Below are 20149 nucleotides of genomic sequence, written 5' to 3' on the forward strand. Positions count from 1 at the left end.
AATCGGTTAAAATTCGCACACTTTCAGGCGGCCTGCAGACCGGGCCGCCGTTTTTATTCGGTCCTTCACCGCGTTCTTCGCACGCCGCTCTTCATGCTCTGGTTCCGCCGCCTCAATCTGCTCGCCGTCGTCTGGTGCTTCTGCCTCGTCGTGATCGGTGCCTACGTGCGCCTGTCCGATGCCGGTCTGGGCTGCCCGGACTGGCCCGGCTGCTACGGGCATCTGACCGTGCCGGAGGCCGAGCACGAAGTCGCCGCCGCGCAGGAACGCTTTCCGGACCGCCCGGTCGAGGCGCCGAAAGCCTGGAAGGAGATGATCCACCGCTACCTCGCCGAGACGCTGGGCCTGTTCATCGTCGCGCTGGCGGTGATCAGCCTGTTCCTCAGGGACGCGCGCCGGCCGCGCGTCCTGCCCTGGCTGCTGGTGGCGCTGGTGATCTTCCAGGGCGTCCTCGGCATGTGGACCGTGACCTGGCAGCTCAAGCCGCTCGCCGTCACCGGCCATCTGCTCGGCGGCATGTCGACGTTCTCGCTGCTGCTGTGGATGTGGCTGTCGACGCGGCCGCGCGGCACCGCCATCGCCGCCGTCGCGACGCGCACGCGGGAGATTCGCAGCGAACGCGAGGCGGCCTTGGTCATCGAGCGTGAACGGGTCGGCGTCGCGGCTCTGCCGGCGCCGCCCGCCGCGCCGCGCGGCCTGCGCGCGTTCGCGCTGATCGCGCTCGTGGTCGTCGCCTGCCAGATCTTCCTCGGCGGCTGGACCAGCACCAATTACGCGGCGCTGGCCTGTCCCGATCTGCCGACCTGCCACGGCGCCTATCTGCCGCCGCTCGACGTCAAGGAAGCGTTCACGCTGTGGCGCGGCCTCGGCATCAACTACGAATACGGCGTGCTCGACGCGCGGGCGCGCGTGACGATTCACTACTTCCATCGCGTCGGCGCGGTGATCGTCATGCTGGTGCTGGGCGCCCTCGGCGTCTGGTTGCTGCGCCGTGGCGGCGCGCCGCGGTGGCGGGCCTTCGGCGCAGCGGTTCTGGCGGCGCTCGCGCTGCAGATCACGCTCGGCATCAGCATCGTGCATTTCCAGCTGCCGCTGCTGCTCGCCGCCGCGCACAACCTCGGCGCCGAACTCCTGCTCGGCACGCTGGTGGCGCTCAACTTCTTCGCGTGGCGGCGCGCCGACTGATGGCCGCGCGCAGCGAAACGATGGAGGCGTCGCGCAAGGCGCCGTCGCGCCTGCACGAGTACTACGAGCTGTGCAAGCCGCGCGTCGTCATGCTGATCGTCTTCACGGCCATCGTCGGCATGTTCCTCGCCGTGCCGGGCCTGCCGCCCTGGGGTGCGCTGCTGTGGGGCACGCTGGGCATCGCGCTGCAGGCCTCGAGCGCGGCGGCCATCAATCAGATCATCGACCGCAACATCGACGCGCGCATGGCACGCACCTGCGGCCGGCCGCTGGTCACCGGGCGCCTGACCATGACCGAATCGATCGCCTTCGCGACGATTCTCGGCATCGCCGGCTTCGCCGTGCTGTGGTTCCTCTGCAATCCGCTGGCGGCGGTGCTGACGCAGTTCACGCTGATCGGCTACGCCGGCATCTACACGCTGTACCTGAAGCGCGCGACGCCGCAGAACATCGTCATCGGCGGCGCCGCCGGCGCGGCGCCGCCGCTGCTCGGCTGGGTGGCGATCACCGGCGAGGTGCACGCCCACGCGCTGATCCTGTTCGCCATCATCTTCATCTGGACGCCGCCGCATTTCTGGGCGCTGGCGATCGAGCGCCGCGACGAGTACGCAAAGGTCGACATCCCGATGCTGCCGGTCACGCACGGCATCGAGTTCACGCGCACCCAGGTGCTGCTCTACACGATCCTGCTGCTGCTGGTGACCCTGCTGCCCTGGGCGACGGCGATGTCCGGCTGGATCTATCTCGCCGGTTCGCTCGCGCTCAACGCGGTGTTCCTGTACTACGCGATCCGTCTCAAGTGGTGGCCGACGCCCGGCCTGCCGATGAAGACCTTCGGCTACTCGATCGTCTACCTGATGGGCATCTTCACGCTGCTGCTCGTCGACCACTACCTCGGCGCCTTGCTCGCCTGAGAAAAAAAAGCGCCCGCGGAACGGGCGCCAGGCTACCGCTGCGAAGAAGCGGCGATGGGTTCAGTTGCTGCGCTGGATCCGGTTCAGCGCCGGCGGTGCGAGCGGTTGATGGGTGCCGAGCCAGGCGACCAGCGCGTCGATGTCGAGGTCGCCGCCGACGCGCTCCGTGCCGTCGGCCAGCACCTTGAAGTTGTCGCCGCCGCCGGCGAGGAAGCTGTTGACGGTCACGCGATAGGTCTTGCTCTTGTCGATGGCGAGGCCGCCGATCGTGACGCTGCCGTCGACGATCTTCTTGTCGTCCGGCTGGCTGGCGTCCCAGGCGTAGGCGAAACCGTCCGAGACCTGCAGGAAGCGCGGGCTGGTCTGGCCGACCCACTGCTGCGCGAGCAGCGTGTAGATCTGCGCGCCGCTCAGCGTCATCGTCACCAGGCTGTTGTAGAAGGGCTGCACGGTGAAGGCTTCGCCGTAGGTGATCTCGCCGGCCGCTTCGCCGCCGCTGATCTGCGCGGCCTGGAAGTCGGCGCGGATGCCGCCCGGATTCATGAATGCGGCGACGGCCTTCTGCGTGTCGCCCTGCGTGGCGGCGAGCTGCGCGTCGGCGATGACGTCGCCGAGCGTCGATTCGCCGGCGCCGTTCTGGGTGCGCGTCAGATCGGCGCCGATCCTGCCGACGATCTTGTTCGTGAGCGGCGCGGCGGCGGTCTTGTAGCGCTCGACCAGCGTCTTGATCGCCGCATCGGCGGCGAGCGTCGGATACGCGCTCGCCGCCGGATTGTCCTGCGCGTCGTTGACGACCAGCTTGTTGTCGGCGCTGACCGCCGTGATGTCGCCGCTGGCCGTGTCGATGGTCAGATCGTAGGCGGTCGCGTAGCGGCCGTAGCTGCCGGCACTCGCGTACAGCGGCTTGCCGTTGCGGGTCCCCTGACCCTTGCAGATGTAGGCCCAGTGCGTATGGCCACTGACGACGACATCGATGTCGCTGCTCAGGCGATCGAGAACCGGCAGCAGATCGCCGCTCGCACCGGCGCAGCTTTTGTCGTTGAACGGCACCGTCGTGAAGATGCCCTGGTGGATCAGCACGACGATGGCATTGACGCCCTGCTGCTTCAGTTCCGTCGCGAGCGCGTTGGCGGTGTCGGCCTCATCTTTGAACGTCAGGCCGGCGACGCCGTCCGGGGTGACGATGGTCGGCGTTTCCTTCAGCACGAGGCCGATGAAGCCGATCCTGATCCGGCTGCCGCCGACCTCGAAGGTCTTGATCGCGTAGCCGTCGAACAGCGGCTTGCCGGTCGCGTCATCGATGACGTTGGCGGCGAGATACTTGAAGCTCGCGCCGGTGAATGCGCCGCCGTCGAGGCAGGTGTCGCTGCCGACCACGCCGCCGCTCCGGCAGCCGCCGTTCTGCAGGCGCTTGAGCTCGGTCTTGCCTTTGTCGAACTCGTGATTGCCGACCGACGTGTATTCCAGGCCCATGGCGCTGAGCGCCTCGATGGTCGGCTCGTCATGGAACAGCGCCGACACCAGCGGGCTCGCGCCGACCTGATCGCCGGCGCCGACCACGACGTTGAGCGGATGATCCTGCTTGAGCTGCGTGATCAAGGTCGACAGATAGGCCGCGCCGCCGACGCTCTCCTTGATGGTCTTCGTCGCGTCATTCGGATCCGGCACATTGAGCGTGCCGGTGACGTCGAGATTGCCGTGGAAATCGTTGATCGCAATCATGCGTACGCTCGCCGTCTTCGGCACGTCGCCATGGTTGTCATTGTCGCTGCAGGCGACCAGCGAGCCGAACGCGAGTGCCGCTGCGGCGCTCAGGATCCGGATACGTGGGAGACAGTGCATGCGCTTGCGCTCCGTGCAGGACGAGGACAGGGAGGCACAGGCTAGGCGGCGAAGGTTGCGCTGGCGTTGCCGGCCGTTGACGGCTTTCGCCGCCTGCGCACTCGCCGCCTGCAATGTGCACGACCGCGGCAAGATCGCCGCGCTCGAACGCGGCCGCGCCGCCGCCGCGCCCTGCATCGAGCGCTTTCATGACCAGGGACACACCTATGCGGAGTGCGTGCGCTATGTCGCCGCCGGCTCCGGCGGCGACGAAGCCGCCTGGCAGCGGCTCGGCGCGCTGACGCAAGGCTGGTTCAGCGCCGATCTCGCGGCGCGGCAGACCGGCGATGCCGATGCTGTCGTCGCCGCCCGCGCGCTGCTCGCCGAAGCCGATGCCGAGCAGCGCCGGCTTGCGGTGCCGGACGCAGCGCTGTGCGCACTGCTTGCGCAGGACTGCGCGCTGTTCGGCGCGCGCCGTGTGGCCGTGCGCGCCGGCTGATGCCCGCCGCCTTGGCGCGCCAAGAAAAACGCCCGGCGCGGGGCCGGGCGTCTGCTTGCCTGGACAGTCGGAACCACGGGGGCTCCGGCTTGCGCAGGGCGCGCACTACACTTCGATCACCTTGCGCAGCTTCTTCATTGCCGCCGCCTCGATCTGGCGGATGCGCTCCGCGGAAACGCCGTATTCATCGGCGAGTTCCTGCAGGCCGGTCTTCTCGCCTTCGGTCAGCCAGCGGCGCTGCAGGATGTCGCGCGAGCGCGGGTCGAGCGTGGTGAGCGCGCGCGTCATGCGCGTCTCGCGTTCGTCCTGCCACTCGGCCTCCTCGATCGCGCCGATGTCATCCTGCTCGGACGCCAGCCAGTCTTCCGGCATGTAGCTCGTTTCCTCGCCTTCGGCCGGCGTGGCATTGAACGACATGTCGTTGCCGGACAGGCGCGCCTCCATCTGGAAGACCTCCTCCGGCTTGACCTTGAGGTCCCTGGCGATCGCCTCGGCCTCCTGCGCGCTGAGCCAGCCCAGCGACTTCTTCGACGAGCGCAGGTTGAAGAACAGCTTGCGCTGCGCCTTGGTCGTGGCGATCTTCACGATGCGCCAGTTCTTCAGGATGAATTCGTGGATCTCGGCCTTGATCCAGTGCACGGCGAAGCTGATCAGGCGCACGCCGACGTCCGGGTCGAAGCGCTTGACCGCCTTCATCAGGCCGATGTTGCCCTCCTGGATCAGGTCGCCGAGCGGCAGGCCGTAGCCGAGGTAGCCGCGCGCGATATGCACGACGTGGCGCAGGTTCGACATGACGAGCTGCTGGGCCGCGCCGATGTCGCTGTCGTCACGCAGCTTTTCCGCGAGCTTCTTCTCGGCCGCGGCGTCGAGGACCGGAGCCTGGTTGACGTGCGCGATGTACGCGTCGAGGCTGCCCATCGACAAGGGCATCATGGCCATCGGCTGGCGCAGCGCAAGCGTCGTGGATGCAGTCATCTCGATCACCTCCCTCTTCATGGAGTTTAGCACTCGAAATATTGGAGTGCTAAAACCGCGCCAAGTTCCCCGGAACCCTGCCACTCAGCGGCCAAGTCCTTGATCCGGCGCGGTCGATCCCCATCTGGGGGCGTTTTGCCGGTTTGCAAGCTAGCGCGGCTCGATGAGCGCCAGGCGCCGGCCGACGGTGACGAAGGCGCCGGTCCAGCCGAGCACGATGCCGGCCAGCAGCAGGGCGAAGCCGTCCTGCATCGGCAGGCCGGTCAGGCTGAATTCGCTGCCGTAGGCACTGGCCAGCGCCTGTGCCGGGCCGCGCAGGGCCTGCGTGCCGCCGGCGACCAGCAGCCAGGCGAGGACGCCGCCGAGCAGGCCATGCCAGAAGCCGGCATAGAGGAAGGGCCGGCGGATGAAGCTGTCGGGCGCACCGATCAGCTTCATGACCTCGATTTCGTCGCGCCGCGCCTCGATGTCGAGGCGGATGGTGTTGCCGATGATGACCATGACGGCGACGCCGAGCAGCACCGCGACGATGCCGACCGCGCGCTGCGCGATGTCGAGCAGCGCGTACAGGCGCTCCAGCCACTTCTGGTCGAGCTTGGCGAGGTCGACCTCCGGCACGCGGCCGAGACGCGCGGCCAGTTCCTCGACGCCGGCCTTGCCGAGCCTGCGGTTCGGCGTCACGGCGATCACCGCCGGCAGCGGGTTGTCGCTGAGGATGGCCAGCGCGTCGCCGAAACCGGATTGCGCCTTGAAATCGGCGAGCGACTGCGCGCGCGAGATGTACTCCGTCCTGCCGACCCCGATTTCCGAGCGCAGTTCGCGCGCCAGCGCGGCGCCGCGCTCGTCGGAGACATTGTCCTTGAGGAACAGCGAAATCTGCAGCGAGGCCTGCCAGCTGTAGCCGACGTCGGCGAGATTGCGGGTCAGCACGTAGAGCCCGGCCGGCAGGGCGAGGGCGATGCCGATGACCAGGGCGGTGAGCGCGGCGGCGAGCGGCGCCTTGGCCAGCTTGCCGAGCGAGAAGAAGAACACGCGCGCGTGCGCCTGCGTCAGGCGCGCCAGGAAGCCCGGCCGTTCGAGTCCGGCTTCAACGAGCGCCATGGCGCCCTCCCAGCTGCGAGGCGGCGGTCGGCCGCTTGTCGGTGATGTGACCCTGTTCGAGATGGATGATGCGATGCGGCAGCGCCTCGATCAGATCGATGGCGTGCGTGGCGATCATCACCGTCACGCCGGCCTCGTTGAAGCGCTGGAAGCCCTTCATCACCTCGAGCGCCATCTCCGGATCGAGATTGCCGGTCGGTTCGTCGGCGAGGATCAGCGCCGGCTTGGTGACGATGGCGCGGGCGATGCCGACGCGCTGCTGCTCGCCGCCGGACAGGGTCAGCGGCAGCGACTTCTCGCGATTCAGCAGGCCGACCGCGTCGAGCGCGGCGCGCGTGCGACGGCCGATGTCGGCGTAGGCGTAGCCGCGGATCACCAGCGGCAGCGCCACGTTGTCGAACACCGTGCGGTCGTAGAGCAGGTTGAAGTTCTGGAAGACCAGGCCGATGTGCTGGCGATACGCCGGGATGTGGCGGCTCTTCAGCGCCGACAGGTTCTGGCCCATGACCACGACCTGCCCGCGGCTGGCGCGGCACAGGGCGGCGATCAGGCGCAGCAGCGTGGTCTTGCCGGCACCGCTCGGGCCGGTAACGTAGAGCATCTCGCCCTGCGCGACGGAGAAGCTGACGCCGTCGAGCACGTCGAGCCCGCCGGGATAGCGGTACGAGACCTGATCGAAGCGGATGATGTCGGAGGTCGCGCGGCTCATGCGCGCGCCGTCTCCGGCGCCGCGTCCGGCGATGCCCGCCGCCTGTCGTTCCGCATCCCCATGGCTCCCGTTGTCATTCCCCGATGAGCGCGTCGGCGTAGGCCTCGGCGTCGAACGGCTGCAGATCGTCCACCGCCTCGCCGAGCCCGATGAAGCGCACCGGCAAGGCCATGCGGCGCGCGATCGCCAGCAGAATACCGCCTTTCGCAGTGCCGTCCAACTTGGTGATGACGAGGCCGGTGAGGCCGATCGCCTCGTGGAACTGGATCGCCTGCGTCAGCGCATTGCCGCCGGTCGTCGCGTCGACGACCAGCAGCACTTCGTGCGGTGCGTAGGGGTCGTGCTTCTGCACCACGCGCTTGATCTTGCGCAGCTCGTCCATCAGGTGCGCCTGCGTGTGCAGGCGGCCGGCGGTGTCGGCGATGACCAGGTCGAAGTCGCGCGCCTTCGCCGACTGCACGGCGTCGTAGATCACGCTCGCCGAGTCGGCGCCTTCGCCCTGCGCGAGGACCGGCACGTCGACGCGCTTCGCCCAGGTCGTCAGCTGCTCGACGGCGGCGGCCCGGAAGGTGTCGCCGGCGGCCAGCAGCACACGCTTGCCTTCGCGCTTGTAGCGCGCCGCGAGCTTGCCGATCGTCGTCGTCTTGCCGACGCCGTTGACGCCGGCGACGAACAGGATGAAGGGCTTGATGAAGGCCGGCATGACCAGCGGCTTGGCGATCGGCGCCAGCAGCTCGACGAGATACTTCTTCAGCGCCGCGCGCAGCTGCTGCGGGTTCTTGATGCGGCCGGCGTTGACTTCATTCTGCAGGCGCTCGATCAGCCACTGCGTGGCGTCGACGCCGGCATCGGCCAGCAGCAGGCGCGTCTCGAGTTCCTCGAGCGCCTCCGGCGTCAGCTTGTCGGCGGCGAAGAGGGTCGAGAGGTCGCGCGTCAGCCACGAATCGCCCTTGTTGAGGCGCGAACGCAGCTTGGTGAACAGACCGGAGGATTCGGAAGACATGGGCGTTTTCTGGAAACGGGGTTTTACCAGAGCAGCCAGACCGACGCGACCTGCCGGTGCTCGGTATCGGGCAGCGCCGCGACGAGATCGGCGAGTGGCGGATCGAAGTCCGTGGCGACCGGATAGCGCAGCAGGCGATGGAAGCTGCGCGCTTCCTGCAGCGAGACATTGCCGACCCAGATCGGCCGGCCGTCGTCGAGCCGGTAATGCGAGGGCCACAGGCGGATGAAGTACTGGTGCGTCTCGTCGATCGGCCGACGCAGCATCAGCGCCGGATGTTCGCCGGCGTGCACCTGCGGCAGCACCGGCAGTTCGCCGACCGCCGTCGAATTGGTCAGCCAGTGCAGCATCTGCGTCGCCGCCAACGGGGCCGGCTCCTGCCAGCCGGCGGCGCGCAGACGGGCGTCGATGTCGGACAGCGCGCCGGCCCACTGCACGGTGAACGGCTGGCGCAGCCGGCCGGCGGCGTCCTGGCGCTGCGTCGGGAAACGCGGCCGGGCCGGCGCGTTCCGCCAGTCCGCCTCGGTGATCGTCTGGTAATGCGGCGGTGGACGCGGCGGCGGGATGTCGAGCTGCTGCCAGCGCCAGGCGAGCGCGACCACGAAGCTGAGCGCGACCGGCAGCGCGACCCAGCGCGTGCGCACCATGTCGGGATGATGCAGGCGATAGCCGAGGCCGAGCAGGGCGACCCATACCAGGCCGAACAGCACCAGCAGCATGGCCACGCTGAACCACTGCAGGCCGAGATAGAGGTGGGCGAAGAGCAGCAGCAAGAGGAGCAGCGAGCTGATGCCATACAGCAGCGTGCGCAGCGACGGGCTGCGGCCGCTGGCGAGCAGCACCGGCAGGAAGCCGTAGATGATGGTCGCCAGAATCAGGTCGCGGCTGCGCGCCGCGAGCGGCGCGCCGGCATCGAAGTAGTGATACGGCGGCTGCAGCAGCGGCGTCGCGTAAAGGCCGGCGGTGATCGCGCCGCCGAAGGCCAGCGCCGCCAGCCAGTGCGCGGCGGCGCGCGGCTTGCGCAGCGCCAGCAGCGAGACAAAGACGACGGCGGCGACCGGCACGTAGACCGGCCATTCGCCCATCTGCAGCAGGCGCCGCGCCAGCGACAGGCCCCAGGGCGTGTGCAGGTCGCGCAGCCACTGGAACACCGCGCCGTCGATGCGCATCGGGTAGTGGTGCAGGTGCACGCCGGCGACGAGGTAGAGCAGGCCCGCGCCGATCGCGAGCAGCAGCACGGCGAGCACGGCGAGTGCCGGCGATTCCGGCAGTTCGTCGTCGATCAGCGCCAAGCCGTGCCGGCCGGCGGCGCGGCGCTGCTGGCTCCAGGCCAGCAGGCGCGGAATCCACACGCTGGCGAGCGCGCTGGTGCGGCGCGTGATGACGACCGTCAGCCACAGGGCGAGCCACAGCCCGACCAGGAGCGCGAGCAGCAGGCTCGCGAGACGGCCGGCGACTTCGGCGGCGAGCCCGAGCGAGGCGCCGAACACCACGCCGGGCACGATGAAGGCGCAGGCCCAGGCGCAGGCGCCGATGCCGTCGGCGAGCAGGAACTTCCAGTACGGCATGCCGGCCGCCGCCGACAGCGCCGGCGTCACCGCGCGCAGCGGCCCGAGGAAGCGCGCCAGCAGCACGCTGTACGGCCCGTAGCGCTCGAAGAAGCGGCGCGCCCGCACGACGATCTCCGGGTGGCGGAGGAAGAAACGCGCCTGGAACAGGCGCTCGCCGTAGCGGTGGCCGAGCCAGAAACTCAGCGTGTCGCCGACCAGCGCGCCGGCGGCGGCGAGCAGCAGCGTCGGCCACAGCTCCAGCGCGCCGAGCGCGACCAGCGCGCCGATCGCGAACAGCGGCAGCGCCGCCGGCACGAAGGCGCCGACGATGAACAGCGAATCGCAGAAGGTGATCGCGAACAGCAGCCACAGCGCCCAGTTCGGATGGGCGTTGATCCAGGCCAGAAGCGACTGCAGCGCTTCGGTCATTTGGCGATGGCGAACGCCTCGGACGCCGCGTCCAGCGTGCGCTCGATTTCCTCGGGACCGTGCCGCGTCGACACGAAGCCGGCCTCGTAGGCCGACGGCGCGAGGTAGACGCCGCGTTCCAGCATGGCGTGGAAGAAGCGCTTGAAGCGCGCCGCGTCGCCGCGCATGACGTCGGCGTAGGTGGTGATCCGCTCCACGTCGGTGAAATACAGGCCGAACATGCTGCCGACCTGGGTGGTGGTGAACGGCACGCCGGCATCGCTCGCGCGTTCGCGCAGGCCGGCGAGCAGTTGCGCGGTGCCGCGTTCGAGCTGCGCGTACAGATGCGCGTCGTCGAGCTTGCGCAGGATCGCCAGGCCCGCCGCCATCGCCAGCGGATTGCCGGACAGCGTGCCGGCCTGGTAGACCGGGCCGAGCGGCGCGAGCTGTTCCATCACCGCGCGCTTGCCGCCGAAGGCGCCGACCGGCAGGCCGCCGCCGATGATCTTGCCGAGCGTCACCAGATCGGCGTCGATGTCGTAGAGGCCGCAGGCGCCGCGCGGGCCGACGCGGAAACCGGTCATCACCTCGTCGACGACCAGCAGCGCGCCGTTCTTCGTGCACAGCGCGCGCAGGCCGTCGAGAAAGCCCGGCTGCGGCGGCACGCAGTTCATGTTGCCGGCGACCGGTTCGAGGATGATCGCCGCCACTTCACCGTCGTGATCGCGCAGCAGCGCCTCGACCGAGGCGAGATCGTTGTACTGCGCGGTCAGCGTGTACTTGGCGAGATCGGCCGGCACGCCCGGCGAGGTCGGCACGCCGAAGGTCAGCAGGCCGGAGCCGGCCTTGACCAGCAGCGCGTCGCCGTGGCCGTGGTAGCAGCCTTCGAACTTGATGATGTAGTCGCGGCCGGTCGCGCCGCGCGCCAGGCGCAGCGCGCTCATGGTCGCTTCGGTGCCGCTGTTGCACATGCGCACCATGTCGAGGCCGGGAACGCGCGAGCAGAGCAGCTCGGCCATCTCGATCTCGAGTTCGGTCGGCGCGCCATAGGAAACACCGATGCCGGCCTGGTGCTGGATCGCGGCGATCACGTCCGGGTCCTGGTGGCCGGTGATCATCGGACCCCAGGAGCCGACGTAGTCGATGTAGCGCCGGCCGTCGGCATCGATCAGGTACGCACCGTCGGCGCTGGCAATGAAGCGCGGCGTGCCGCCGACCGCGCGGAAGGCGCGCACCGGCGAATTGACGCCGCCCGGAATGGTTTTCTGCGCGCGCTGGAACAGCTGTTCGGAATGGTTCATGGCAATGCGGCGACCGTCGGGCGGCGCCGGTCGACGGCGTTTGGAGGCGGGAGCCGGATTCTACGGGATGTGGGTGACGCGCTCGTCACCCTTCGAGGGCGCTGACGTAGGCGCGCGCCGCGGCGCCGATATCGTCGGCGCCGAACACGCCGTCGACGGCGGCGAACAGCGTCGCGCCGGCCTGTTGCACGAGACGCACGTTGTCCGGCGTGAGGCCGCCGATCGCGCAGATCGGCACCGCGAATTCGCCACGCGCCGCCGTCAGCGTGGCGAGTTCGGCGGGCGCTGCGTCCGGCTTGGTATGCGACGCGAAGAAGCGGCCGAACGCCACATAGCTGGCGCCGTCGGCGATCGCCGCGCGCGCGCGCGGCAGCGAATTGCCGCAGGTCGCGCCGACGATCGCCCCCGCGCCGAGGCGCAGGCGCGCGTCGCGCACGCTGCCGTCGGCGGCGCCGAGATGCACGCCGTCGGCGCCGCTCGCCACGGCGAGCGCCAGATCGTCGTTGACGATGAACGCCGCGCCGCGTGCGCGGCACAGCGCGGCGAGCGCGGCGGCAAGGCGTTCGCGCTCGGCCGGCGGATTCCATTTGTCGCGGTACTGGATGAGGCCGGCGCCGCCGCCGATCGCCGCGGCGACCGCCGTCAGCAGCGCCGCCGGCTCGCGCACGAGGCGCTCGGGCGTGATCGCGTACAGACCGCGGATGGCGAGGCTCATCGGCCGCTCCGCCGCGGAATCAGGCGGCCGCGACCGGCGCGATACGCGCCGGCGAGCGCCTGCTGCGTGTAGCGCTGGCCGGCCTCGACCGCCGTCGCCCAGTCCTCGCCGAGCGCGCGCCGCGCGGCGATGGCGGCCGCCAGCGTGCAGCCGGCGCCATGGAACCGGGCCGGCAGGCGCGGCCAGCGGAATTCGTGCGCGCGGCCTTCGGCATCGAGCCAGCGGTTGTGGACCTCGGCCTCGGCCTCGTCGCCGCCGGTGACCAGCACCTGCCGGCAGCCGCGCGCGCGCAGCGCGGCGGCGGCCTCGAACGGATCGTTGCAGCCGCTCAGGCGGCGCGCCTCGGCGGCGTTCGGCGTCAGCAGATCGACGTGCGGCAGCAGCTCATCGAGCAGGGCCGCGATCGTCGCCGCGTCGCTCAGGTCGCGGCCGCCGCCGGCGCGCAGCACCGGGTCGCAGACCACCGGCGCGCCGCTGCGGCGGATCGCATCGACGATCACCGCGATCTGCGTCGCGTCGCCGAGCAGGCCGATCTTGATCGCGGCGATCGCGCCGTCGGCCAGCAGCAGCTCGAGTTGTTCGGCCAGCCGCGCCGACGCGACGGGCCACACCTGGCGCACGTCGACGCTGTCCTGCGCGGTCAGCGCGGTGATCACGGTCAGGGCGTGCGCGCCCTGCGCGGCGACAGCTTCCAGGTCGGCATGAATGCCAGCGCCGCCGCCGGGATCATGGCCGGACAGACAGAGGACACGTGCGCGGCGGTCAAGAGAGGCGGTGGACATCTTGCAAGGACGGGAACCGGAAAGGGCGACGGTGAAAACGCTTGACAAGCGGCTGGAAACTTTCGCTGCGCTGCCGCATTTATGCACAGCCCGGGTGCAGCGGCTACGCAAACCGCATGGTAGCGACTTTTTTCTGCAAGAATGCCGTAAAAAACAGATATCCATTTGTTTTACATGAATAAAACGGCATGATCACAAACTCGCCCGGAAGCAAAAATGGCCGCAGTTACCGCGACTTAAGCGCGCACTCCGACCATTGCTCACAGAGATATCCACAGAGCTTGTGGGCAAATCCGAGCTTTCTTCTCTGTGACAGGGGTTTAGCGCCAGGTCCTAAAGTAAGCCGAGGCGATTTGCAGGGCCGCCGGACGTGAGCGCCGGCCGCTGCCGATGGCCGGTGTGGGCGGCTTTATTGCTCAATTTTCCGCAACTTGCGTCGGCGGCGCCGAGCGTCGCGCTGATCCGCGATGGTGCGCTGCCCGAAATCTCGGGCTGCGCGCGCTCGCAGCGCGCCGACGGCAGGCTCTGGGTCCACAACGACAGCGGCAATCCGCCCGTGATCGACGCGCTCGATGCGCGCGGCGAGGTGCGCGAGCGGGTCCGGATCGACGGCGCGGCGGCGCTCGACTGGGAGGACATCGCCGCCTTCGATTGGCACGGTGGCGCGTATCTCGCCATTGCCGACAGCGGCGACAACTTCGCGCTGCGCGACAGCGCTGCCGTACTGCTCGTGCGCGAACCGGCGCCCGGCGAGCGCAGCGCGCGGCCGGAGCGCGTCATCACCTTCCGCTACCCGGACGGCCCGCGCGATGTCGAGGCGCTGGCCGTCGATGCCGCCGCCGGCCAGATCCTGCTGCTCGAAAAGCGCCGGCCGCCGGCCACGCTCTATGCGCTCGATCTCGACGGCCCGGCCATGCAGACGGCACGGCCGATCGCGCGTCTCGCCGACTGGTGGCCGGAGCCGCCGACGCCGAGCGAACCGATCGCCATGCGCCGCTACCGCGCCGCGGCGAGCGCGATGGACCTGTCGCCGGACGGGCGCCGCCTGGCTCTGCTCAGCAATACGCACTGGGCGGTGTTCGCGCGGCGCGCGGGCGAATCCTGGGCGGCAGCGCTGGCGCGTGCGCCGCAGGCGGTCGGACGCCTGCCGCGCCGGCAGCTGCCGGTGCACGACACCATCTTCGAGGCCCTGTGCTGGGCGAACGACCACGAGCTGTGGATCAGCGGCGAGCGCCTGCCGGCGCCGCTGCTGCGCGTGCCGGTGCGCTAGCGCGCACCGCCGGCTTTCAGCGCGAGGTGTCGGCCGCCGGCGGCGCACCGTCGGGCGGCGGCGCCGTTTCCGCCGGGGCGGGACCGGCCGGCGTCGGGGCCGGCAAGTCGGGCGGCGGCAGCGGCTCGTCGTCGGGCTCGAGCGCCGTGGCCGGCGCGATCTCGTTTGCGCCGGGCGCCGCCGCCGGCTCGTCGTTGCGGCCTTCGTCCTCGGCGTCGATCTGCCGTTGCAGCTCGTCGGGAATTTCCGGTTCCGGTTCGACGCTCGGCGCGCGGCCCCCGGAACCCATCTGCCCGACGATCCAGCCGACGCGGCGCTGCACGTAGCCGCCGGGCCGCGTCACGCTCCAGTGGCGCGGGCTCGGCAGCACGGCGGCGAGGCGCGCCGCCTCGGATGCCGTCAGCTTCGCCGCCGGCTTGTGGAAATAAGCCTGCGAGGCCGCCTCGACGCCGTAGATGCCGGGGCCGAATTCGGCGACGTTGAGGTACATCTCGAGGATGCGCGCTTTCGGCCACAGCGCCTCGATCAGCACCGTGTATCCGGCCTCGACACCCTTGCGGAAATAGCCGCCACCCGGCCACAGGAACAGGTTCTTGGCGGTCTGCTGGCTGATCGTCGAGGCGCCGCGGATGCGCTTCGAGCGCTTGTTGTGTTCGCGCGCTTTCTCGATCGCCTCGAGATCGAAGCCGTTGTGCGTCCAGAACTTCTGATCCTCGGCGGCGACCACGGCGCGCCGCGCGTTGTCGCTGATCCGGCTCGCCGGCATCCAGTGGTACTGCACCGGCTTGACCGGGCTCTGCAGCATGTAAGAGGTGGTCGGCGGCGGCAGGAAGCGCAGCAGCGCGACCGGCAGCACGGTCAGCGCGAGCACGGCGGCGATGCTCCACAGCAACAGCCTTGGCCACAGGCGGCGGCTCATGCGCGGATTCCCGGTGCGGAAGTCACGGTTGCTTGCGGTGGCGTTCGAGATCGAACACCGGCAGGGTCAGATCCCACCAGATCGCCGCGAGACGCAGCGCCGCGATCAGGCCCATGCCGATGAAGCTGGCGAGGTCGCGCTGCGCGCCGAAGGACTGCGCGATGACGTAGAACGAGGCGCCGATCAGCACCGCGCTCGCGTAGATCTTGCCGCGCTGCAGGATCATCGGGATCTCGTTGCACAACACGTCGCGCAGCACACCGCCGAAGGTGCCGGTGATCATGGCGATGACCACGACGATCAGGCCCGGCAGCTCGGCGCGCTCGGCGATGCGCGCGCCGGAGATCGAGAACATGGCGAGCCCGAGCGCGTCGGCGATCTCCAGCTGGCGCTCCGGCGGATGGCGCCAGCGCACGTAGAGCATGGTCAGCAGCGCGGCGACGAAGATGGCGATCAGGTAGGACGGATCGACGAACCAGAACACCGTGCGGTTCATCAGCAGGTCGCGCAGCGTGCCGCCGCCGATCGCGGTGACGGTGGCGATGACGATGACGCCGACCAGGTCGAGCCGCTTGCGGCCGGCGGCAAGGGCGCCGGACACGGCGAACACGCCGACGCCGATGAAATCGAGGATGCGCACGAGATTCATGGCATTCCATTATGCCGGCTCCGGCGGCGCGCACGCCGCCGGCCCGCGATGACGCGCGCTCAGCGCGCCAGCAGACGCCTGGCGCCGAGCGCGGCGAAGCCGATCAGCAGGCCCCAGAACGCCGCGCCGATGCCGAACAGCATCAGGCCCGAGGCCGTCGCCACGAAGCACAGCAGCGCCGCCTCGCGTTCCGCGGCGTCGCCGAGCATGCCGAGCAGCGCGCCCGACAGCGGCGCCAGCAGCGCGAGACCGGCGATCGTCGCGACCGCGGTCGGCGGCAGCGCCATGAACAGCGCTACCAGCGGCGCCGAGAACAATGCCAGCAGGCCGTAGAGCGCCGCGTAGATCAGCGCCACGCGCCAGCGCTGCGCCGCGTCCGGATGGGCGTCGCTGCCAGTGCAGATCGCCGCCGTGATCGCGGCGAGGTTGACGCTGTGCGCGCCGAACGGCGCCAGCAGCAAGGAGACGAGGCCGGTCACCAGCAGCGCCGGCCGTGTCGGCAAGTCATAGCCGGCGCCGCGCAGCACGGCGAAGCCCGGCAGATTCTGCGAGGCGAGGGTGACGAGGAACAGCGGCACGCCGGCGCCGATCAGCGCCGACGCATCGAACGCCGGCGTGGTGGCCCGCAGCTGGCCGAACGTGAAGCGATCCGGCAGCGCGCCGCCGCCGCCGCGCACGAGCACCATCGCGACCACCACGAACAGCGCGCCGAGCAGGGCATAGGTCGGCGCACGCTGGCGCAGGGCGATGAAGACCAGCAGCGCCGGCAGCGCCAGCCACAGCTCCTGCTGCACGCCGCGGAACAAGGCGAGGCAGAAGGGCAGCAGCACGCCGGCGAGCATCGCGTTCGCGAGCGTCGTCGGCATGCGTGCGGCGAGCCGGCCGAGTGCCGGCACGAGGCCGAGCAGCATCATCAGCGCCGCGGCGACGGCGAACGCCGCGAGCGCCGTCGCGTAGCCGCCGGGCAGTGCGCCGCCGGCGAGCAGCGCGGCGCCGGGCGTCGACCAGGCGAGCACGACCGGCATGCGCAGCCGCAGGCTGAGCCAGGCGCCGCCGAGGCCGATGCCGAGACACAGGGCCGTGACGCTCGACGTGATCTGCGGTGGACTGGCGCCGAGGCTCTGGCCCATGCGCACGATCAAGGCGATGGTGCCGCCGAAGCCGACCAGCGTCGCCACCAGTGCCGCGGTGAAGGCCGATGGCGGCCAGCGTGGTGAGGGTTCAGTCGAAGCGGCGTCGGTCGGCATGGCGATTCCCGCGCGGCGCCGGATCGCGCCGCGACCTTGTCATCAACGGCCCAGCATGGCGGCACGGAAATCCAGGCCTGCGACCGCGGCCGGTCCGGCGCTCGATGCCGGACTTCGGCCTGCGCGGGCGCGACGCAGCGGATCAAGCCCCTCTCTCAGGCTTGCGGCGCCGGCAGGCCGAGGTTCTTCCACAGCTTCAGGGTCGGCTCGGCCTGGTTGAGCGTGTAGAAATGGATGCCCGGCGCGCCATTCTTCAGCAGGGTCTCGCACAGCCGCGTGACGACGTCGAGCCCGAAGTCGAGCAGGGCCGGTTTGTCGTCCTGCAGCGCCTCGAGCTTGAGGCGCACCCAGCGCGGAATCTCGGCGCCGCAGGCGGCCGAGAAGCGCATCAGCTGCGTGTAGTTGGTGATCGGCATGACGCCGGCGACGATCGGCACCGTGATGCCGGCGCGCGCGCAGCGCTCGACGAAATCGAAATAGGCGTCGGCGTTGTAGAAGTACTGCGTGACCGCGCCGTGCGCGCCGGCCTCGACCTTGCGCCTGAAGGCGTCGAAGTCCTGCGCCGGATTGGCGGCCTGCGGGTGCATTTCCGGATAGGCGGCGACTTCGAGCCTGAAGGTCTCGCCGTGCGTCTCGCGGATGAAGGCGACAAGTTCGTTGGCGTAGTGGAACTCGCCGGGCGCGCTCGGCGAGCTCGCCGTCGCCGGCAGATCGCCGCGCAGCGCGACGATGCGGCGGATGCCGGCGGCCTTGTAGCGGGCGAGCAGCGCGGCGATCTTGGCGCGCGTCGAACCGACGCAGGTCAGGTGCGGCGCGGCCTCGATGCCGGTCTGGCCGATGACCTGCATGACCGTGTCGTAGGTGCCGTCCTGCCCGGAGCCGCCGGCGCCGTAGGTCACCGAGAAGAACGCCGGTTGCACGGCGGCGAGGCGCGCGACGGTGGCCGGCAGCTTGGCGGCACCCTCCGGCGTGCGCGGCGGGAACAGTTCGAACGAGAAGTGGATCGTGCTCACGGTTGACGCCCGGCGCTGTTCAGAAGCGCTTCTGATAGAAGTGGCGCGCATGGCCGTCGTGGAAATCCGCGATCGTGCCGAAGCGCGTGAAGCCCAGGTGCTCGTAGAAATGCGGCGCCTGGAAGTCGAAGGTGTCGAGCCACAGGCCGTGACAGCCGCGCTCGCGTGCCGCCGCTTCGGCCGCCGCCATGAGCGCGCGGCCGGCGCCGCTGCCGCGCAGGGCCGGCTGCACGACGAGAATCTCGACGTGCAGCCAGTGGCTGCGGAACTGGCCGAGCAGGCCGCCGGCGAGGCGGCCGGCGCCGGTCAGCGCAAGGCGAAACGGCTCCGGCGACGGACGGCCGAGATACGGCGCGTTGTGATCGCGCAGCAGATCGATGATCGCCTCGGCCGTCGCCGTGTCCGAGGCCGGCAGCGGCCCGATCGACCAGTTCGCCGGGTGCTCGCGCATCTCAGTAGCGATAGTGCTCGGGCTTGTACGGACCTTCGACCGGCACGCCGAGATACGCGGCCTGCTCGGGCGTCAGCTTCGTCAGCTTCACGCCGATCTGTTCGAGATGCAGGCGCGCCACTTCCTCGTCGAGCTTCTTCGGCAGGCGGTAGACGGTCTTCTCGTAGACGTCCTTGTGCTGCCACAGGTCGATCTGCGCGAGCGTCTGGTTCGAGAACGAGTTGCTCATCACAAAGCTCGGATGGCCGTGCGCGCAGCCGAGATTGACGAGGCGGCCCTCGGCGAGGATGTAGATCGAGCGGCCGGTGTCGGCGAAGCTGTAGCGGTCGACCTGCGGCTTGATGGTGTCGCGCCTGGCGCCCGACGCATTGAGGCGATCCATCTGGATCTCGTTGTCGAAGTGGCCGATGTTGCAGACCAGGGCATTGGCCTTCATCGCGCGCATGTGCTCGAGGGTGATGATGTCCTTGTTGCCGGTGGTGGTGACGTAGATGTCGGCGAACGGCAGCACGTCCTCGACGGTCTTCACCTCGAAGCCTTCCATCGCCGCCTGCAGGGCATTGATCGGATCGATCTCGGTGACGATGACGCGCGCGCCGAGCCCGCGCAGCGAGTGCGCCGAGCCCTTGCCGACGTCGCCGTAGCCGCACACGCAGGCGACCTTGCCGGCGATCATCAGATCGGTGGCGCGCTTGATGCCGTCGGCCAGCGATTCGCGGCAGCCGTAGAGGTTGTCGAACTTGCTCTTGGTGACCGAGTCGTTGACGTTGATCGCCGGCACCAGCAGCTTGCCGGCTTCCTTCATCTGGTAGAGGCGGTGCACGCCGGTCGTCGTTTCTTCCGAGACGCCCTTCCAGTCCTTGACCACGCGCGTCCAGAAGCCGGGGCGTTCCTTCTCGACGCGCTTGAGCAGGTCCTTGATGACCTTCACTTCGTGATTGTCGGACGGCGTGTCGACCCAGCGGTCGCCCTGCTCGAGTTCGTAGCCCTTGTGGATCAGCAGCGTCACGTCGCCGCCGTCGTCGACGACCAGCTCCGGGCCGGTCAGCGTGCCGTCCGGCAGCGTGTGGGTGACGGCGTCGAGCGTGCAGTCCCAGTACTCCTCCAGCGTCTCGCCCTTCCACGCGAACACCGGCGTGCCGGCGGCAGCGACCGCGGCGGCGGCATCGTCCTGCGTCGAGAAGATATTGCAGGAGGCCCAGCGCACCGAGGCGCCGAGCGCGCCGAGCGTCTCCAGCAGCACGGCGGTTTCCTTGGTCATGTGCAGCGAGCCGGTCAGGCGCACGCCCTTGAGCGGCCTGAGCGGCGCGTACTTGGCGCGGATCGACATCAGGCCGGGCATTTCCTCCTCGGCCATGCCGATGCGCTTGCGGCCGAATTCGGCGAGCGAGAGGTCCTTGACCTTGTAGTCGGCGGCGGCGGGTTTGAGCTGGGCGTTCATGGCGGTTACTCCTGCAAACAGGTTCTCTTGGGCGTCGGGAGCGGGCGCGGTTGCTCGAAACGCCGCGCACACGATGCGGCGCGCCGGTTTCGTCTTGAAGTCCGCGCCGAGCCTGGCCCGTGGCGCGCACGGATCGCAGCGCCCCTCGGCGGGACGAATGGGCTAAGTATATCCGCTTATGCGGATGGAAGGATAT

General features: G+C 69.7%; 19 protein-coding genes and 1 riboswitch. Of the genes, 4 read left to right on the forward strand and 15 right to left on the reverse strand.

Translation table 11 applies throughout. The features are described from left to right. The first annotated feature begins 93 nt into the window (after positions 1 to 93). Positions 94 to 1185, forward strand: coding sequence for a COX15/CtaA family protein (locus tag K344_RS0117230; protein ID WP_028081710.1), 1092 nt, complete (start codon positions 94 to 96; stop codon positions 1183 to 1185). Then, the gene (gene cyoE, locus K344_RS0117235; RefSeq protein ID WP_028081711.1) at positions 1185 to 2099 is read left to right on the forward strand and encodes a heme o synthase; all 915 of its coding nucleotides are present in this window, start codon (positions 1185 to 1187) and stop codon (positions 2097 to 2099) included. Before K344_RS0117230 ends, cyoE begins: the two co-directional genes overlap by 1 nt. A 60-nt stretch (positions 2100 to 2159) precedes the next feature. On the opposite strand, the gene K344_RS22320 is transcribed toward cyoE, so the two are convergent. After that, positions 2160 to 3941, reverse strand: a complete 1782-nt coding sequence (locus tag K344_RS22320; RefSeq protein ID WP_043114837.1) for a bifunctional metallophosphatase/5'-nucleotidase — start codon at positions 3939 to 3941, stop codon at positions 2160 to 2162. 76 nt (positions 3942 to 4017) lie between these two features. Here K344_RS22320 and K344_RS0117245 point away from each other — a divergent pair, with 76 nt between their 5' ends. After that, a complete protein-coding gene (locus K344_RS0117245) occupies positions 4018 to 4419 on the forward strand; it encodes a hypothetical protein (RefSeq protein ID WP_028081712.1) in 402 nt (133 codons plus the stop codon). Between the two features lie 105 nt (positions 4420 to 4524). Here K344_RS0117245 and rpoH read toward each other — a convergent pair whose 3' ends face one another. The 8 genes from rpoH to thiD all read right to left on the reverse strand — a co-directional run bounded on the left by rpoH (position 4525) and on the right by thiD (position 12963). Further along, positions 4525 to 5394: an RNA polymerase sigma factor RpoH gene (rpoH, locus tag K344_RS0117250; RefSeq protein ID WP_043114896.1), complete on the reverse strand. Its 870-nt coding sequence runs from the start codon at positions 5392 to 5394 to the stop codon at positions 4525 to 4527. A gap of 150 nt (positions 5395 to 5544) precedes the next feature. Continuing rightward, positions 5545 to 6495 carry a permease-like cell division protein FtsX gene (gene ftsX, locus K344_RS0117255; protein ID WP_028081714.1) on the reverse strand — a complete coding sequence of 317 codons (951 nt, stop codon included), beginning with the start codon at positions 6493 to 6495 and terminating at the stop codon, positions 5545 to 5547. Next, positions 6482 to 7204, reverse strand: coding sequence for a cell division ATP-binding protein FtsE (gene ftsE, locus K344_RS0117260; protein ID WP_028081715.1), 723 nt, complete (start codon positions 7202 to 7204; stop codon positions 6482 to 6484). Before ftsE ends, ftsX begins: the two co-directional genes overlap by 14 nt. A gap of 73 nt (positions 7205 to 7277) precedes the next feature. Beyond that, the gene (gene ftsY / locus K344_RS22325; protein ID WP_043114838.1) at positions 7278 to 8207 is read right to left on the reverse strand and encodes a signal recognition particle-docking protein FtsY; all 930 of its coding nucleotides are present in this window, start codon (positions 8205 to 8207) and stop codon (positions 7278 to 7280) included. A gap of 23 nt (positions 8208 to 8230) precedes the next feature. Next, a complete protein-coding gene (locus K344_RS0117270) occupies positions 8231 to 10186 on the reverse strand; it encodes a VTT domain-containing protein (RefSeq protein WP_028081716.1) in 1956 nt (651 codons plus the stop codon). Next, positions 10183 to 11466: a glutamate-1-semialdehyde 2,1-aminomutase gene (gene hemL / locus K344_RS0117275; protein ID WP_028081717.1), complete on the reverse strand. Its 1284-nt coding sequence runs from the start codon at positions 11464 to 11466 to the stop codon at positions 10183 to 10185. Before hemL ends, K344_RS0117270 begins: the two co-directional genes overlap by 4 nt. 85 nt (positions 11467 to 11551) lie before the next feature. Then, positions 11552 to 12181 (reverse strand): thiamine phosphate synthase, encoded by a 630-nt coding sequence (gene thiE / locus K344_RS0117280; RefSeq protein WP_028081718.1) that lies wholly within the window; start codon positions 12179 to 12181, stop codon positions 11552 to 11554. Next, positions 12178 to 12963 carry a bifunctional hydroxymethylpyrimidine kinase/phosphomethylpyrimidine kinase gene (thiD, locus tag K344_RS0117285; protein WP_028081719.1) on the reverse strand — a complete coding sequence of 262 codons (786 nt, stop codon included), beginning with the start codon at positions 12961 to 12963 and terminating at the stop codon, positions 12178 to 12180. The genes thiE and thiD overlap by 4 nt, the downstream gene beginning before the upstream one ends. 370 nt (positions 12964 to 13333) lie before the next feature. Between thiD and K344_RS23200 the strand changes: the two genes are divergently transcribed. Next, a complete protein-coding gene (locus K344_RS23200) occupies positions 13334 to 14233 on the forward strand; it encodes an SdiA-regulated/phytase-like domain-containing protein (protein WP_157623070.1) in 900 nt (299 codons plus the stop codon). A gap of 16 nt (positions 14234 to 14249) precedes the next feature. Here the strand turns inward: K344_RS23200 and mtgA are convergent, their stop codons facing one another. From mtgA to ahcY, 6 genes are all read right to left on the reverse strand, one after another. After that, on the reverse strand, positions 14250 to 15152 hold the full coding sequence (mtgA, locus tag K344_RS0117295) for a monofunctional biosynthetic peptidoglycan transglycosylase (RefSeq protein WP_043114839.1): 903 nt from the start codon (positions 15150 to 15152) through the stop codon (positions 14250 to 14252). 22 nt (positions 15153 to 15174) lie between these two features. Further along, positions 15175 to 15801, reverse strand: a complete 627-nt coding sequence (locus tag K344_RS0117300) for a trimeric intracellular cation channel family protein (RefSeq protein ID WP_051362353.1) — start codon at positions 15799 to 15801, stop codon at positions 15175 to 15177. A gap of 59 nt (positions 15802 to 15860) precedes the next feature. Further along, entirely contained in the window at positions 15861 to 17048 is a 1188-nt protein-coding gene (locus K344_RS0117305; protein ID WP_051362354.1) for a benzoate/H(+) symporter BenE family transporter, read from the reverse strand. Positions 17049 to 17203: 155 nt separating this feature from the next. Beyond that, on the reverse strand, positions 17204 to 18061 hold the full coding sequence (gene metF / locus K344_RS0117310; RefSeq protein ID WP_028081724.1) for a methylenetetrahydrofolate reductase [NAD(P)H]: 858 nt from the start codon (positions 18059 to 18061) through the stop codon (positions 17204 to 17206). Between the two features lie 19 nt (positions 18062 to 18080). Beyond that, entirely contained in the window at positions 18081 to 18512 is a 432-nt protein-coding gene (locus tag K344_RS0117315) for a GNAT family N-acetyltransferase (protein ID WP_051362355.1), read from the reverse strand. 1 nt (position 18513) lies between these two features. Continuing rightward, positions 18514 to 19953 (reverse strand): adenosylhomocysteinase, encoded by a 1440-nt coding sequence (ahcY, locus tag K344_RS0117320; protein ID WP_028081726.1) that lies wholly within the window; start codon positions 19951 to 19953, stop codon positions 18514 to 18516. 71 nt (positions 19954 to 20024) lie between these two features. After that, positions 20025 to 20106: riboswitch (S-adenosyl-L-homocysteine riboswitch) on the reverse strand. Positions 20107 to 20149 lie beyond the last annotated feature (43 nt).

The sequence above is a fragment of the Solimonas soli DSM 21787 genome, from assembly GCF_000474945.1.
GTDB classification, from domain to species: Bacteria; Pseudomonadota; Gammaproteobacteria; order Nevskiales; family Nevskiaceae; genus Solimonas; species Solimonas soli.

Coding starts and splice junctions, on each gene's coding strand:
- K344_RS0117230 (WP_028081710.1), top strand. CDS start 94: ATGCTCTGGTTCCGCCGCCTCAATCTGCTCGCCGTCGTCTGGTGCTTC.
- cyoE (WP_028081711.1), top strand. CDS start 1,185: ATGGCCGCGCGCAGCGAAACGATGGAGGCGTCGCGCAAGGCGCCGTCG.
- K344_RS22320 (WP_043114837.1), bottom strand. CDS start 3,941: ATGCACTGTCTCCCACGTATCCGGATCCTGAGCGCCGCAGCGGCACTC.
- rpoH (WP_043114896.1), bottom strand. CDS start 5,394: ATGACTGCATCCACGACGCTTGCGCTGCGCCAGCCGATGGCCATGATG.
- ftsX (WP_028081714.1), bottom strand. CDS start 6,495: ATGGCGCTCGTTGAAGCCGGACTCGAACGGCCGGGCTTCCTGGCGCGC.
- ftsE (WP_028081715.1), bottom strand. CDS start 7,204: ATGAGCCGCGCGACCTCCGACATCATCCGCTTCGATCAGGTCTCGTAC.
- ftsY (WP_043114838.1), bottom strand. CDS start 8,207: ATGTCTTCCGAATCCTCCGGTCTGTTCACCAAGCTGCGTTCGCGCCTC.
- K344_RS0117270 (WP_028081716.1), bottom strand. CDS start 10,186: ATGACCGAAGCGCTGCAGTCGCTTCTGGCCTGGATCAACGCCCATCCG.
- hemL (WP_028081717.1), bottom strand. CDS start 11,466: ATGAACCATTCCGAACAGCTGTTCCAGCGCGCGCAGAAAACCATTCCG.
- thiE (WP_028081718.1), bottom strand. CDS start 12,181: ATGAGCCTCGCCATCCGCGGTCTGTACGCGATCACGCCCGAGCGCCTC.
- thiD (WP_028081719.1), bottom strand. CDS start 12,963: ATGTCCACCGCCTCTCTTGACCGCCGCGCACGTGTCCTCTGTCTGTCC.
- mtgA (WP_043114839.1), bottom strand. CDS start 15,152: ATGAGCCGCCGCCTGTGGCCAAGGCTGTTGCTGTGGAGCATCGCCGCC.
- K344_RS0117300 (WP_051362353.1), bottom strand. CDS start 15,801: ATGAATCTCGTGCGCATCCTCGATTTCATCGGCGTCGGCGTGTTCGCC.
- K344_RS0117305 (WP_051362354.1), bottom strand. CDS start 17,048: ATGCCGACCGACGCCGCTTCGACTGAACCCTCACCACGCTGGCCGCCA.
- K344_RS0117315 (WP_051362355.1), bottom strand. CDS start 18,512: ATGCGCGAGCACCCGGCGAACTGGTCGATCGGGCCGCTGCCGGCCTCG.
- ahcY (WP_028081726.1), bottom strand. CDS start 19,953: ATGAACGCCCAGCTCAAACCCGCCGCCGCCGACTACAAGGTCAAGGAC.